11 protein-coding genes are annotated in these 14,253 nt (G+C 63.1%); 5 read left to right on the plus strand and 6 right to left on the minus strand.

Features of this window, described 5'->3' with window-relative positions:
• The first annotated feature begins 61 nt into the window (after window positions 1-61).
• Both ACTHL0_RS02760 and ACTHL0_RS02765 read left to right on the plus strand, forming a co-directional pair.
• Window positions 62-3,103 (plus strand): peptidase domain-containing ABC transporter, encoded by a 3,042-nt coding sequence (locus ACTHL0_RS02760; protein WP_440565103.1) that lies wholly within the window; start codon window positions 62-64, stop codon window positions 3,101-3,103.
• Window positions 3,100-4,416: a sigma-54 interaction domain-containing protein gene (locus ACTHL0_RS02765; protein ID WP_440565053.1), complete on the plus strand. Its 1,317-nt coding sequence runs from the start codon at window positions 3,100-3,102 to the stop codon at window positions 4,414-4,416. The genes ACTHL0_RS02760 and ACTHL0_RS02765 overlap by 4 nt, the downstream gene beginning before the upstream one ends.
• Before the next feature lie 15 nt (window positions 4,417-4,431).
• On the opposite strand, the gene ACTHL0_RS02770 is transcribed toward ACTHL0_RS02765, so the two are convergent.
• Both ACTHL0_RS02770 and ACTHL0_RS02775 read right to left on the minus strand, forming a co-directional pair.
• Window positions 4,432-5,202: a PP2C family protein-serine/threonine phosphatase gene (locus ACTHL0_RS02770; protein ID WP_440565054.1), complete on the minus strand. Its 771-nt coding sequence runs from the start codon at window positions 5,200-5,202 to the stop codon at window positions 4,432-4,434.
• 21 nt (window positions 5,203-5,223) lie between these two features.
• Window positions 5,224-5,508, minus strand: coding sequence for a hypothetical protein (locus ACTHL0_RS02775; protein ID WP_440565055.1), 285 nt, complete (start codon window positions 5,506-5,508; stop codon window positions 5,224-5,226).
• Between the two features lie 512 nt (window positions 5,509-6,020).
• Here ACTHL0_RS02775 and ACTHL0_RS02780 point away from each other — a divergent pair.
• Complete coding sequence (locus ACTHL0_RS02780) at window positions 6,021-6,494, plus strand: lecithin retinol acyltransferase family protein (RefSeq protein WP_440565056.1); 474 nt, start codon at window positions 6,021-6,023, stop codon at window positions 6,492-6,494.
• Window positions 6,495-6,554: 60 nt separating this feature from the next.
• Here the strand turns inward: ACTHL0_RS02780 and ACTHL0_RS02785 are convergent, their stop codons facing one another.
• From ACTHL0_RS02785 to ACTHL0_RS02795, 3 genes are all read right to left on the minus strand, one after another.
• Window positions 6,555-6,806, minus strand: coding sequence for a hypothetical protein (locus tag ACTHL0_RS02785; protein WP_440565057.1), 252 nt, complete (start codon window positions 6,804-6,806; stop codon window positions 6,555-6,557).
• Window positions 6,807-7,056: 250 nt separating this feature from the next.
• Window positions 7,057-7,323 carry a hypothetical protein gene (locus tag ACTHL0_RS02790; protein WP_440565058.1) on the minus strand — a complete coding sequence of 89 codons (267 nt, stop codon included), beginning with the start codon at window positions 7,321-7,323 and terminating at the stop codon, window positions 7,057-7,059.
• Between the two features lie 97 nt (window positions 7,324-7,420).
• Window positions 7,421-7,693: a hypothetical protein gene (locus ACTHL0_RS02795; protein ID WP_440565059.1), complete on the minus strand. Its 273-nt coding sequence runs from the start codon at window positions 7,691-7,693 to the stop codon at window positions 7,421-7,423.
• Between the two features lie 359 nt (window positions 7,694-8,052).
• Here ACTHL0_RS02795 and ACTHL0_RS02800 point away from each other — a divergent pair, with 359 nt between their 5' ends.
• Complete coding sequence (locus ACTHL0_RS02800) at window positions 8,053-10,173, plus strand: protein kinase domain-containing protein (RefSeq protein ID WP_440565060.1); 2,121 nt, start codon at window positions 8,053-8,055, stop codon at window positions 10,171-10,173.
• A 72-nt stretch (window positions 10,174-10,245) separates the two neighbouring features.
• On the opposite strand, the gene ACTHL0_RS02805 is transcribed toward ACTHL0_RS02800, so the two are convergent.
• Window positions 10,246-13,344 carry an autotransporter family protein gene (locus ACTHL0_RS02805; RefSeq protein WP_440565061.1) on the minus strand — a complete coding sequence of 1,033 codons (3,099 nt, stop codon included), beginning with the start codon at window positions 13,342-13,344 and terminating at the stop codon, window positions 10,246-10,248.
• A gap of 459 nt (window positions 13,345-13,803) precedes the next feature.
• On the opposite strand from ACTHL0_RS02805, the gene ACTHL0_RS02810 reads away from it, so the two are divergent.
• Window positions 13,804-14,250 (plus strand): SRPBCC family protein, encoded by a 447-nt coding sequence (locus ACTHL0_RS02810; protein WP_440565062.1) that lies wholly within the window; start codon window positions 13,804-13,806, stop codon window positions 14,248-14,250.
• The last annotated feature ends 3 nt before the right edge of the window (window positions 14,251-14,253 follow it).

Below are 14,253 nucleotides of genomic sequence, written 5' to 3' on the forward strand. Positions count from 1 at the left end.
GGACACTCAAGCACCGGAGCCGGCATCGAGCCCTGGCTTTGCTGCCGCAACGGACGAGCAGATGCAGGCTCTGGCGCAGTTTCTGGCGTCGGTCGAGCTGCTGTCGACGTGCTCGCGGGACGAACTCCTGCGCCTCGCCGCCGGCGCCCAAACCCGCTCGTTCGCCTTCGGTGAAACGATCTGCGGCCGCGGAGAGCCCGCCGATGGGCTGTTCATCGTTCGCTCGGGCTCGGTGCGGCTCTTCGTCGAAGAGGGCGGCAAGGAAACGAGCCTTGGCGTGCGCAAGGAACGCGAGGTGTTCGCCGAGATCGCGATGCTGCGCGAATATCGGCACGAGGCATCCGTCCGTGCCTCGAGCAAGACGGAGCTGGTTTTCATCGCGCGCGCCGTATTCGAGCCGGTGCTTGCCGCCAACGAAGCGGCGCGCTCGTTCGCGACCAGCTACGTCGCGATCAGCTCGGCGGGCGGGTTCGTCGCGCGGCTCTTCGATCTGCGCGGCAAGCTCTCGCGCGCCGAGCTGGAGGAATACGTGTCGAGCGTCGGTGTCAAACGCGTTGCCGCCGGCAAGGTCATTCTGGAGCAAGGCTCGCGCGACGACTTGCGCCTTTACGTCGTGCGTCAAGGCGAAATTCGCGTGACCCACGAGGCCGATGGCACGGATTATCCGCTGGCGACGCTCGGTGCCGGCTCCATCTTCGGCGAACGGGCCTGTGTGCTGCGCCGGGAGCAGCAGGCAACGGTCACTGCTCTGACCGACACGCGGCTGCTCGTCATTCCCGAGAAGACCGTGCATTTCATGCTCGAGCGCAATCCGAAGCTGCGCGAAGTGCTGGAGGAGCGGATCCGCTTCATGGACCGTGAGCTCGAGCGGCAAAAAAAGCTGGCCGAGCGGCGCAAGCGGCCGGTTGTACTCGATCTCGCGGCGCGGGACGAGTTCGGTGCGAAGGTCGTCAAACGGTTCGCGCTCGTCGAGCAAGCGGAGGAGATGGATTGCGGTGCCGCCTGTCTCGCGATGGTCTGTCGGCACTATGGGATTTCAATGACGCTCGGCAAGCTGCGCGAGCTCGCGAACGTGACGACGCAAGGCGCGACGCTCGAGAGTCTCGCCCGCACGGCCGAATCGCTCGGATTCACGGCACGCGGCGTGCAATGCACCTACGACGCGATGCTCGGCTTCGACCTGCCGTTCATCGTGCATTGGGAGGGCTACCACTACATCGTCGTCTATGGCGTGTCCAAGCGCTGGGTTCGCGTGGCCGATCCCGCGCTTGGCTTTAGAAAGCTCACGATTGAGGCGTTCGAGCGCGGCTGGAGCGGCACCTGTCTCGTGTTGACCCGCGACGGCGAGGCAGTGGGAAACGCCGCGGCACGCTCGCCCTGGGTGCGTTTCGTCGCTTATCTCGCGCCCTACAAGCGAATCCTGGCCTACCTCGTTCTGGCGACGTTCGTCATACAAGTGCTCGGCATCGTGCCGCCGCTCATTATCCAGAACATACTCGACGGCGTCGTCGTTCATCAGAACGTCAGCCTCCTGCATGTGCTCATCGGAGGGCTGGTCATCGCGAATCTCTTCACGCAATTGATGACGACGATCCGCGCGTACTTGTCGAATTTCATGGTGCGCAGTCTTGATTTCGCGATGATGTCGCAGTTCTTCAAGCACGTGATGGCGCTGCCGCTCGGTTTTTTCGCGACGCGCAAGACCGGCGACGTATTCGCCCGGTTTCAGGAGAACCAGACGATACGCGCGTTCCTGACCGAATCGACGGTGACGACCGTGCTCAATCTCTTGATGATCGTCATCTACTTCACCGTCATGTTTCTGTATAACGTGACGCTGACTTTGCTGTTGATCGTCCTGGTGGTGCCGATCCTCGCGCTGACCGCGATCGCGACGCCGAAGATCAAACACTATGCGCGCGAGGTGTTCAGCGCGTCGACCGAATCGAAATCGCTGCTGATGGAAACACTCGGCGGCATCGAGACGGTCAAGGGCATGGGGATCGAGCGGCCCGTGCGAATCAAATGGGAACGCAAGTACGCGAAAGCGCTCGATGTGCAATACCGTGCGCAAGCCTTTCATATTCTCGTGACGCTCGCGAGCCAGTTCTTTCATGCGGCGACGACGATCGCCATTCTTTGGGTCGGCTCGGGCCTCGTGCTCGCGCAGCAGTTGAGCATCGGCCAGCTGATCGCGTTCAACGCCTTCATGGGCAGCGTGCTCGCGCCGTTGATGGGGCTCGTCGGCCTGTGGGGGCTCATGAACGATGCGGCAGTCGCGATGGAGCGGCTCGGCGACGTGCTCGATATCGAGCCCGAGCAAAAGCCCGCCGATATCGAATCGCGGGTGTTGCTGCCGGACTTGCATGGCGATGTCGCGGTTAGTGGCGTTTACTTCCGTTATGGCGGCAACGAGAGCCCCTACGTGCTCGAGAACGTCAGCTTCGAGATCAAATCGGGCGAGATGGTGGCGATCGTCGGCCGAAGCGGTTCGGGCAAGACGACGCTCGCGAAGCTGCTGGTAGGGTTCTATGCGCCGACGGAAGGACGCATTGCTGTCGACGGCTACGACATGAGCGTGATCGATCAGACCTGCTATCGCGCGCAAATCGGCTACGTCATGCAGACGAATCTCGTGTTCTCGGGCTCGATCGCCGAGAACATCGCATGCGGCGATCCGAGCCCCGACCGGCGTCGCATCGAAGAGGCCGCGAAGATGGCCGACGCCCATGCTTTCGTCGCGAAGATGCCGCTCGGCTATGAGCAGATCATCGGCGAGCGAGGCGTAGGGCTCTCGGGCGGACAGATTCAGCGCCTTTGCATTGCGCGCGCGCTTTATCACGACCCGCGTCTCATCGTGTTCGACGAAGCGACGTCGTCGCTCGATACGCAATCGGAGAGCAACATTCTCGCCAACATGCAGGACATCCTGAAAGGGCGCACGGCCGTCATCATCGCGCACCGCCTCAGCACGATCATGCGTGCGGACAAGATTCTCGTCCTCTATGACGGTGCGATCGTCGAGCAAGGCCGGCACGACGAACTCGTCGCGCGCAAGGGCATGTATTACGAGCTGGTTCAAAAGCAATTGAGTGCGTCATGAAACTATTCGATCCGCTCGGCGACATCAGCTCGACCGTCTCGTACGCGGGGCTGCTCGAAAAGGTTGAAATCCTGCGCTCGGCGCTGCGCTGGGCGCCTAAGCTCGAGCGCGCTGACATCCAGAAGCTGCTCAATCAGGCCAACACATTGCGTGACGAGATCGTGCAGCTCTCGCGCAAGGAGCGCTTCGTGGAAGCGGCGCAGCTCGAGCCCGCCGAGCACGTCGGGCCGGCGCTCGAGGAGCGCACGGCACGGATGCGGCGGCAGGCGCTCGTCGACCGCCGCTTCATTTTCGAAGGCACGTTCGGCGATAATCCGAAGCTGCTTGCAGCGTTGGAGATCGCCGAGAAGGCTGCGCCGACCGATCTGCCGGTGCTGATCGACGGTGAGAGCGGCACGGGCAAGGAGTTGATGGCGAAGGTGATTCATGCCAATGGGGCGCGTGCGGAGCGGCCCTACATCTCCGTCAATTGCGGTGCGATTCCGGAGAACCTGCTGGAGTCGGAGCTCTTCGGTCATAAGAAGGGCGCGTTCACCGGCGCGGCGGGCGATCGCAAGGGCAAGTTCGAGAGTGCGCACACGGGCACGATCTTTCTCGACGAGATCGGCGAGTTGCCATTGAGCGGCCAGGTCAAGCTGCTGCGCGTGCTCGAGGCGCACGAGATTCAGCGCGTCGGTTCGGACGAGCCCATCGCCGTGGATACGCGTATCGTCGCCGCCACCAATCGCAATCTACGGAAGATGAGCGAGGCGGGGCAGTTTCGCGAGGACTTGTTCTATCGATTGAGTGTCATTCACCTTACATTGCCCGCGTTGCGCGAGCGACGCGATGAAATACCGCTGCTGTTTGCCTACTTCGGCGACGAGGCGGCCGAAGCACTGAGACGCCGCCCGATCAAGATGACCCCGAAGCTGCGCGAGTTCCTGCTCAGCTATGCGTATCCCGGCAACATCCGCGAACTGCGCAATCTTATTTATCGTCTGTCGTGCTTGGCGAGCGACATTGCCGATATCGAGCATCTGCCCGAGGATATTCGACCGCAATCTTCGTTCGCGACCGCCCGTGCCGGCATGACGCAGGACGACGGCGCGCAGGCCGTCGCACCCATTTCGCTCGCCGAAGCAAAGCGTGCGGCCAGCGACGAAGCCGAGCGCGCGTTTCTCGAGCGAGGGCTCCAGGAAACGGGCGGCACGGTGGCCGAACTCGCTCGCCGCTGCGAAATGAACCGATCGCATCTGCAGATGCTGTTGAAAAAGCACGGCATCCACTCGAAGGATTTCCGGCACTACGACGGCAAAGCAGCGAGCGGGTAGGGCCGATTCATTGAGTCATGGCGAAGCCGCGGACGGATTGATCAGCGTCCTGTCCACGGCTGGATCGTCGGCGCACACGACGATCGCCGAGATGTTGTCGCGGCCGCCGTTCTGTCGCGCGCGGTCGACGAGCGTCAGCACGGCCGCCTCGCAGCTGCCGCATGCCAGCGTATTGGCTATCTCGGCGTCGGGTACCTCGTTCGTGAGCCCATCGCTGCACAAAAGCAGGATGTCGCGGTCGCGCGCATCGAAATACGTTTCGTCGAGTTCGAGCCGAGGCGCCGCGCCGACGGCGCGCGTGATCAGATGCTGGGCGGGATGATGGCGCGCTTCTTCCTCGGTCAAATAACCGCGGCTCTTGAGTTCTTCGACCTGACTGTGATCGCGCGTGAGCCGTGTGAGATGCGCATCGCGGTAAAGGTAGATGCGGCTGTCGCCTGCCCATAGCAGCGCGCAGCGCATTTCGCTCGCTAGGCAGACGGCGACGGTGCTACCGATCATACTGACGTGGCGTTGGGCGGCTTCCTCGCGCAACTGCCGATTGACTGAGTCGAGTGCATCGCGTGCCGCGGCGACGAACCGGGCAAGACTCGTTTGCACGGGTAACGCGGCCAGCGCATCGACGATCATCCGGCTCGCGACGTCGCCGGCCGCGTGTCCGCCCATGCCATCGGCTACCGCCCATAGGCCGCGCTCGGGCGCATCGAGGCAGGCGTCCTCGTTGAGCGCTCTGACCAGGCCCACATCGCTGCGCGATGCCGAGGTCCAGATGAGGGGCGGGGCCATGGCAGGCCTTCGTGCGATGCGTTATCCAAGTCCGTTCTTGCCGTTCTCGCCCGCGACGACGCTTAGATTCGAGTTCGAGCCCGTGTTGTTGACGTCGACCACTTGGATCTGGTTGACGACCTGGTGGGCGTAGAACGTTTTGTTCGTCTGATAGAGATTGACGACCGGGCCCACGCTCGCCGTGGGCGGTGCGAACGGCTGAATCCAGCCGAAGACCCATGGCGCGCCGGCGCCGCGAATGAGCGACATCGACCGGCGGGGCAGGTCGCGCGTCATGGTGAGGTCGGTGATCGTGATGGCGGCCATGGAGATCTCCTTCGATGAAGTCGCGGGTGCTGGGGCGGCGCGCTCATAACGGCGACGACGCGGCGGGTCCATTCATGCAAGGGCGATGCCATGCGCGGGATGGTGCGATGTCATCGAGGGCCTGCGTTGCCTCGGCCCCGCATCAGTCCTCGCTGCGCGAGGTTCGACGCCGCCCCGTGCTTCCATTTCGCGCCCCGTGTGGATTGAATCCATCGCGCCAATCCGTTGCCGCGGCACCGACACTGGGCTCGTCGGCGTTCGTTCGAATCCGACAGTTCTCGAATCACCGCTTTGTCGTCGTCCGTGCCTCTGGATGATGGTTGTATCCCAACACAATCGTTGGTGTTCTGTCGGCACGCGGCCGACATTCGTTCTGGCAATGCGTATCCGTATCGTCGCTCAGCCTTGCTGTACCTGGGAGAGGCTCATTGGCACAGTCGATGCAGGATAGTTGGCAACCCGCAAACCTACTCTCCATCACGGTTTGCAAACGACCCCGAACGGATACCGCCATGTGCCCCGAGCTCCAATCAACGCGAATCGACCTGCCGCTCGGCGCGCATCTCGTCACCGTTCGCGAGGGTTATAGCCATCACGGCATCTACGTCGGCGGCGGCAAGGTCGTTCACTATGCGGGCTTTTGCACGACGTTGCATCGCGGCCCCGTCGAGGAGGTCACGCTCGAGCGCTTCGGCGCCGGACACGACATCGTCGTCGTCCAGGACACGCGGCGCCGTTACGGTGGCCTCGAAGCCGTCGAACGCGCCCGTTCGCGTCTCGGCGAAGACCGTTATCGCCTGCTGACGAACAACTGCGAGCACTTCTGCACGTGGTGTATCGAAGGCATTGCCCGCAGCGAACAAGTTCGAGCCTGCCTGAGCCATCCGCGCACCGCGGTTCGCACATTGACGGGCCTCTATCACGCATTCATCGCTGCCCGCACCCGGTATGCCTGCCGCGCGCCGGCCGCTCTGCTCGCCGCCTGATTCTCACGGAGAAGATCATGTGCCTCCTCTCGCAACCTCATACACCTGTCTACCGTAGCGCTACCGCCAGAGCGTCGTGCGTAGTGATCGCCGCGAGCCGCTGCCGGAGAACGGTGCGCAGGATCCAAGCGGTTCGAACGGCTCGAGCGGCGACCCGCGTGCGGCGGTGGCGAGTGCCAGGCCGGTGAACGTTTGCCGGCGCACGAACAGGGTCTCGTGTGCCTGAACCATCGCGCCGCCCGTGACGGCGGCCATCGCGAGCTTGTCGAGTTCGACGCTTTCCGGAAGATCGTGAATGACGAGAACGGTCATGGTGTGCTCCGCGCTTCAATAACCGACAGACGTCGGTTTTTCTCTTTTTCCACTTCCGCGCATCTGGGCATCACATCACATCGCATGGGCAGTCTGCGCTGGTTTCAGTATAGGCGTAGGCGTTTCATGCTCGCGTGCGCTTCCCGGCATGTTGCTCGGTTCGTGTTCGTTGGCCCAGACGTGCCGGATGTTTCGTGCGAAGAAAAAAAAGAGCGAGGCGCTGAAGCCTCGCTCTCGGGGCGGAGCGCGCTTAAAGTGTGAAGCCGGTGTTGGCGAACTGCGCGGGGCTGACGTTGAGCTTGAAGGGGCCGACACCGGCGCCGATGATCGCGTTGTCGTTGAATGCATTGACGACGACGGCCTGGTTTTGCACGATGCTTTGGCTCACGCCGACATTGACGTTGACGTTGGGGCCGAAGCTGGTGAGCGACGCGCTCGCGCCGCCGCGTACGCGGGCGAGGGCATGGCGATCGAGTGCCGGGCCCGGCTCGAGTTCGTGGATGACAATTGAGGACATGATGTTTCTCCGTAAAAGGCGGGGACAGGTAACGGACAGGTGGGGCACGACGGCCGCGAAGCCGCATGGTCTTCGCGGCGGCCGGTCATACCGACGATCAGAAGTTGATCGTGTTGCTGGCTTTCTGCGAGGGGTTCACCGTCGAATGGATGTTGGAGACGAAGGCGACGTCGTTGCCCGTGTTGTTCACGATGCTGTTCGACTGACCGATGAGTTGCGAGGCAGTGAAGTTCGTGGCGTTGCTCACATTGACGGGCGAGTAGTACGGCAACAGCGGGTAAAGGCCCAAGTGGCCGCCGCGCACGGCGGACATGGCACGGCCATCGAGTTCCTTGGCGACGTCGAGGTCTTTGATCATCAGCGAGTTCATGGCGGTTCTCCAAAAGAGTGAGCATTGAGGCTTCGAGAATGGTGAGCTGCGGTGTTGCGCGCTCGGGCCTTCTACTGCACAGGATGTGCCATATGAGCGAGCGGAGTGTTCGGGAATCGGCGAGACGCAATGAGAGCAAGGCTTTGCGGATGACGTCATGAGCGGTCGTCGAAGCGGTCTCGCGCGATCGAGGCCGTCAGTTGTCGTACGCCATCCAACACTTGGCCGGTGCCGTGTTGGATGAATCACGACAGCGTCGATATTTCGCATGAAGTGTGTTGGGACACCGATTGCGCAAGGGGGCGGCGCGAACTAGTATCGATCGGCGAGGCTCCATCTTCGCCTCGTGGGACATGGCCATGACGAGCCTGGCGGAGCTGATCGAGACGTTCCGGAAGGGGGCGGTTTCGCGCGATGCGTTTTTTGCGCAGATCGAGCTCGCGCTTGCTACCGGTCAGACGGACTGCTCGCGGCTGCGCGAGGTGCTGGACCAAACCCAGACAAAAGATCCGCTGCCCGACGAGATCTACAGCGAAGCGATCCGCCGCATCGAGCGATTCTCGGGCACATCGGCTCAAGCCGTGCTCGGCGACGAAACCCGGGCGCAGACTGCGCCGGTGGCACTGGGCGCGCCTCATGCACCGTCGTCCGATACATCCGGCGATCCTCTCGAAGCCGGGGCGGAGCGGACGAAGGGCATCGGCGACACGCTCAATGGACGCTTCGTGCTCGAAGCGTGTCTCGGGATTGGCGGCATGGGCACGGTCTACAAAGCGCTCGATTTGCGCAAGCTCGAGGCCTCCGACCGCAAGCCCTATATCGCGATCAAAGTGCTGAACGTGCAGTTTCGCGGCCAGCCGAACTCGCTGATCGCGCTGCAGCGCGAGGCGCGCAAAGCGCAGACGCTCGCGCATCGCAATATCGTCACCGTCTACGATTTCGATCGCGATGGGCCGCTCGTCTACCTCACGATGGAGTATCTGCAGGGCAGCCCCTTGAGCAAGATGCTGCGTGCGCCGGGCTTCACCGGGCTTACGCAGGACAAGGCATTGCCGATCATCGCCGGCATGGGGCATGCGCTTGCCTATGCGCACGAGCGAGGCTTTGTCCACTGTGATTTCAAGCCCGCGAACGTGTTCCTGACCGACGGCGGCGAGGTGAAGGTCATCGACTTCGGCATCGCGCGCGTGCTCAGACGTCCGGACGAAGACGGCGATGTGACCGTTTTCGATCCGGCCATGCTCGGCGGCATTACGCCGGCCTACGCGAGTCCGGAGATGTTCGAGCATCGCGAGCCCGATCCGCGAGACGATATCTATGCGCTAGGGTGCGTGACCTATGAACTGCTGACGGGGCGGCATCCGTTCAACCGAGCGTCGGCCACGCAGGCGCGCGGCGAGCATCGGGAGCCCGAGCGCGTGGCGGGCCTGACGCGGCGGCAATGGCAGACACTGCGCGCGTCGTTATCATTCGAGCGGGCGACGCGTACGCCGAGCGTCGAGGCGTTTCTCGACGGCATGGGTGCCCATGCCCTTCGAAAAGCGAGTGCTACGCCGCCGCCTGCGCGGACGAAGAGGCTTGATGGGACCGATAAGCCTGAGAGGCGTTTTGATCGCAATGGGCCGATCGTTGCGGCTGCTTGGACGGGCGGTGCAGTCGCGGTAATTGCGGCCCTCTTCTATGGCGTGCACGCGTGGTTGGGAGCGCATTCACGTGCTGCACAGGCGCCCGTTGCGACCGTCGCGACGGCGGTGCCTCAACCATCGGTGGTTTCAAGTGAAGCGGCGCCGCCCCCGGCGCTCTCCCTCGCCGCAGTTAAGCCGGTGCTCGGCGCATTGCCCTGCTCGGCATTGCGAGCGGTGGTGCAAGGCGACGCCTTGCGGGTGAGCGGCTATCTGGGGCGCTGGGTGGGTCTCGCGCGCCTGCGCGATGCATTGAGCGGTGTGCCCGGCGTGAAGTCGCTGAGCCTCGATATCACGCAGTTCGACGATCGTTATTGCGACATGGTCACAGCGTTGGCGCCCTACTGGGTATCGACGCATGAAGCGGGGAGCCCTGCGGCCGGGACGTCGATCGCGACAAAAGCGCCGAACGCATGGTTGACGGAAGGGAGCCCCCTCGTGCTCGACGTGAAGACGCCGGACTACGACGCCTACGTCAACGTCGATTACTACGTGCTCGACGGCAGCGTCGTGCATCTCGTACCAAGCCGCCGGGAGCCGGACAATCAGGCACCGCCCAATTACGCGGCGACGATCGGGAGCATGGGCGAATGGGTGATCGGCAAGCCGTTCGGGACGGAGATCGTGACGCTCGTGATTACGCCGGCGCCGCTGTTCCGTACGTTGCGCCCGGAGAGCGAGTCGCACGCCGAGTATCTGAAGGCGATGGAGGAGCGATTGAAGCAAGTCGCCGCGCAATATGGCGCGGCGCGTATTGCCGTCGACTTCGTGCAGATTACGACGCGGGGGAAGGGTTGAATCGCAAACGGGCCGGTTTGCAGCATGAGGGGGCGGGCGCCCCCTCATGTCACGCGCGAGGGGCCCCGCGCCTTACCACGACCACCGTACTCCGGCGTCGCCGCCGATCGAGCGCACATGCTCGCCATCGAGATTCGTGCCCCAGCTCACGGTAGCGAACGCACTGCCGTGCTTGGAGAACTTCGTCACCAGCCCGGCGTCGATGCGTCCCGTGGTTTGATTGACGGACGTCGCGATCGAGGTTGCGCCATCGTAGGTTTGATGGTCGCCGTTGGCGAACGCATGCAGCACGTTGAAGGACATGTACGGCTGCCATGCGACGCCGAGCGCGTCCCAGTTGCCGGCGAAGCGCACGCCGAAGCGGGCGAGCACGGAGTTGCCGCTGCCGAAGCTCACCTGCGAGACGCCGTCGTTCAAGTCCTTGATCGACAGATGCTGGTAGATCACCTGGGCTTCCGGCTCCATCGTGATGCCGTGGCCGATCGCGAGCGGCATGCCGGCTTCGACCGAGGCCGAGATGGCGGTGCCGTGCGTGCTTGCGTGGACGTTGTCGCTCGATGTCGAATCCGCGTTGAGCGCGCTGCCCTGCACAACCGTATCCGTGTACCAGCCGGTCGGACCGATATGCGTCCAGTAGCCGGCAAGGCTGTATTCGTTGACCGAAAGGTGTCCCACGTTTACGCCGACGAGACCGATTGCCGAGCCGTTGACGTCGCCCGTTGCCCGGCCCATGCCGACATAAAAGCCATAGTGGTTGCGGTGGCCGCCTTGAACGCCGTCCGCGTAGATATCATGACCCACTTGCGCGCCGCCCATCGTGCCGTCGAACTGCGGGTTGACATCGCCGCCTTCCGACAGGACGCTATGCGCGCCCCACACTCGGCCCCATCCCGCGGGCAGGCGGCCCTGCTCGTTCAGCAGCATTTGATCGCCCTGCCGCAGGTGAAACTCATCGAGTTGCATCGTGTCGAGTTCGCGCATCACGGGCGGGATCTGCGAGTAAAGCGCCACCTCCGGGCGATACAGCGTGATCGGTGTGGCGCTGGCGGCCGGCAGCGCCGGGCTGCCCGCAGCCGCGCCTGTGGCCGCGGCGATCCCGCTGGACGTGGCGGGCACCGTATTGCGCAGATACCAGTCCTCCGATGTGCCAGGGGTGACGCCGCCTTTCGCCAGGTAGTACGCGTACGCGCCAGCTTTGATCGTCCCGCCAGCCAAGGTGAATGCGCTCGCGCTGGAGGTTGCCCCGCCCGTTGCCTGCACCACTTCGATACCGCTGGACGTGGTGGGTGCGCCCTTGCCGCCGACGTTCGTCACCTTGAGCGTGGTCGAACCCGTTGCCGTGCCGCCGTTGACGACAACCTTGTCCGACGCCGAGTTGTCGGCGCCGAGCGTGGTGTTCAGCGCGATCGTTCCGTTATTGCCGACATAGCTGCCCACGTTCAACGTATTGCCAGGTTGCCCGTTGCCGCCCACTTGCACGAGGCCGGCATTCGTCAACTGACCGTGGATCGTGAAGCTGCCCGGCGCGTTTGCGGACACCGACGCGGACGACAACGCATTCGCCACTGCGATCGTGCCGTTGTTCGTGACGTCGCCGCCCACGGTGCCGTAACCGCCGAGCGTCGTACCCGTGCCGACCGTCGCCGGGCCCGCGATGGAGGCGCCCGTATTCGACGCGTCGCCGACGACGAGCGTGCCCGCTGCGACCGATGTCATGCCTGAATAGGTGTTTGCGCCGTTGAGCACCAGTGTGCCCGAGCCGGTCTTGGCGAGCGCGCCGGAGCCGGTGATCCGCTGGCTGATCGTCGATTGAAAACCTTGCGTATCAATCGTGCCGCCATTGGACGTGATCGAGATCGCCCGGGAGTTGGCCAGATTGAATGCGCTGCCGAGCTGTAGCGTGCCGCCATCGAACGTGACACCGCCCGCCGTACCGCCCAGCGCATTGTCCGCTGCAACGGACAGCACGCCTTGATGCAGGATCGTCCCGCCCGTGTACGCATTGCCGCCGGGAGCCGACGGGGCGAGCGTGAGCGTACCCGCACCATCCTTCTCGACGGCGCCCGTTCCGCTGATGAGGCCCGCGTAGGTCCCGGCCGTGTCTTGCTGGAATCGCACGAGGCCGTTGTCCGTTACAGCATTGGTCAGGCTTTGGGCGCTGGCCTGCAGCGTGCCGGCCTGATCAACGAGCATCGTGCCGGTATACGTCGAATTGTTGCCGGTCAGCACGAGCGTGCCTTGCTGGACTTCAGCCGACGTCAACCCCATGCCGGCGATTGAATTGGTGATCGTCCAGGTGCCGCTGTCTTGTTTCTGGAGCGTTTGGAAGCGCGTGATCCGGGTCGGCAGCGTGTCGGTGCCCGTGCCGCCCAGCGTCAGCAGATTGTTGCCCCCGCCGCCGTCGATCGAGCCGCTCACAGTCGACCCGGTTTCCAGGTTCAGCGTGTCGTTGCCGCCAGCAAACACCAGATTGCCGATAACCTGGCCGGAGTTCGTGAACACGACGGCGCCGTTGCCCGATGCGCCCATCACGTTACCCGGCGCTTGGATGACGCCGGTGGCGCTGTTGATGACGGTGTTCGAGCCCGACGTGTTTTGAAACCAGATCGCGGCCGAGTTGATGCCGCGGATCGTGCCGTTGTTGATGATCGTGTTGCCGGTGCCTTCCGGGTTGACTGCTTCGGCAGAGCCCTGGGTACCCCCCGACAACACGGTGCCACCTTGTTCGACGGTCAGCGTGCTGTTGTTGCGGAAGTCGATCGTGTTGCCGCCCGTGCCGTACGTGCCGCCGGTGTTGACCGCTGCGTTCTTTACGACCGCGCCGGCTTGCACGGTGACGGTTGCGTTATCCGACAACGCGATCGCGCTGCTGTCGCCGAGGCTGATCTGTGCATTGGGACCAACTGTTACCGTTGATCCCGACGCGGTCGTCGACCCCGTGCCGATCATCGTGGTCCATGGGGACGGCGCGGTGCTGTCGCAAGTGGTGGCCGTACCGACGGTGCTGCAGTTTGCCTGGGCGAGGGCCGGGACCAGTGCGATGTAGCCGAGCACCGCGAGCGTCGTCGTCTTCGGACGGAAGCTCGATGCCGTACGGACTAGCTGGTGCGGGGTGGAGTCCACGGCGGGGCGACGGCCCGGCGCCGATTGAAAGCGAATGTCATGCCGCATAGGGGGATTCTCGGTTGTTTTGTCTCAAAATTTGAAACGCGAGATGCAGGCGTTTCCATACCGAGCGAAATTTATCCGAGATAGCGGAGAACGATTCTTAAATAATATTTTTGGAGGGGTCAAAAATTCTTATTCCATCAAGACGTGATGAAAAGCATCAAGCCTTGATGGGCATGGGCGCTGGGCGACCATCGAAACGTTTGCCAACGGCAAACGTTTGCGCGAGAACATTAATAGGAGGAGGTGGCGGGAGAAATGTTGTTTTAAACCTTTTCGTTGTTTGACAACTGTTTGATTCGTATCCGTCAAACGGGTAGACGGCTCAGGCTGGTCGTATTCGCCCCACCGTGCAATGTGTTGGATGCGCGCGACGAAATGGGCGCGCCACGGTCGATTTCGGGGCATCTCGTTCGTCGAGTAGGATGGAAGGGGCCGTCCCTTCGTTCTACGGAGCTCATCATGCCCACGAATACCGTCCGTCTGCACCGTGTTCTGCGTTCCACCCCGGAGCGTGTCTATCGCGCGTTCCTTGACGCCGCCGCGCTTGCGAAGTGGCTACCGCCGAACGGCTTTACCGGTACTGTTCACCACCTGCAGGCCGAGGTGGGTGGCAGTTACAGCATGTCGTTCACGAACTTCACGACAGGTGACGGACATTCGTTCGGCGGAGATTATCTCGAGTTGGTGCCGCATGAGCGCATCCGTTATTCCGGCAAGTTCGACGATCCGAACTTGCCGGGTGTCATGCAGACAACGGTCTCACTGACGCAGACGCCTTTCGGCACCGAACTGAACGTTGTGCAGGAAGGCATACCGGAAGTCATCCCGGTGCAGGCGTGCTACCTGGGCTGGCAGGAATCGCTGGCGTTGTTGAAGATGCTGGTCGAGGCCGAGATCCGGCAGTAAGGC

This window comes from Trinickia sp. (assembly GCF_051961175.1).
GTDB lineage: Bacteria > Pseudomonadota > Gammaproteobacteria > Burkholderiales > Burkholderiaceae > Trinickia.

What these genes read in the sequence shown, in the direction of transcription:
- ACTHL0_RS02790 (WP_440565058.1), bottom strand. Translation starts at nt 7,323, where the DNA reads ATGTCCTCAATTGTCATCCACGAACTCGAGCCGGGCCCGGCACTCGAT.
- ACTHL0_RS02775 (WP_440565055.1), bottom strand. Translation starts at nt 5,508, where the DNA reads ATGGCCGCCATCACGATCACCGACCTCACCATGACGCGCGACCTGCCC.
- ACTHL0_RS02770 (WP_440565054.1), bottom strand. Translation starts at nt 5,202, where the DNA reads ATGGCCCCGCCCCTCATCTGGACCTCGGCATCGCGCAGCGATGTGGGC.
- ACTHL0_RS02780 (WP_440565056.1), top strand. Translation starts at nt 6,021, where the DNA reads ATGTGCCCCGAGCTCCAATCAACGCGAATCGACCTGCCGCTCGGCGCG.
- ACTHL0_RS02760 (WP_440565103.1), top strand. Translation starts at nt 62, where the DNA reads ATGCAGGCTCTGGCGCAGTTTCTGGCGTCGGTCGAGCTGCTGTCGACG.
- ACTHL0_RS02765 (WP_440565053.1), top strand. Translation starts at nt 3,100, where the DNA reads ATGAAACTATTCGATCCGCTCGGCGACATCAGCTCGACCGTCTCGTAC.
- ACTHL0_RS02805 (WP_440565061.1), bottom strand. Translation starts at nt 13,344, where the DNA reads ATGCGGCATGACATTCGCTTTCAATCGGCGCCGGGCCGTCGCCCCGCC.
- ACTHL0_RS02810 (WP_440565062.1), top strand. Translation starts at nt 13,804, where the DNA reads ATGCCCACGAATACCGTCCGTCTGCACCGTGTTCTGCGTTCCACCCCG.
- ACTHL0_RS02795 (WP_440565059.1), bottom strand. Translation starts at nt 7,693, where the DNA reads ATGAACTCGCTGATGATCAAAGACCTCGACGTCGCCAAGGAACTCGAT.
- ACTHL0_RS02785 (WP_440565057.1), bottom strand. Translation starts at nt 6,806, where the DNA reads ATGACCGTTCTCGTCATTCACGATCTTCCGGAAAGCGTCGAACTCGAC.
- ACTHL0_RS02800 (WP_440565060.1), top strand. Translation starts at nt 8,053, where the DNA reads ATGACGAGCCTGGCGGAGCTGATCGAGACGTTCCGGAAGGGGGCGGTT.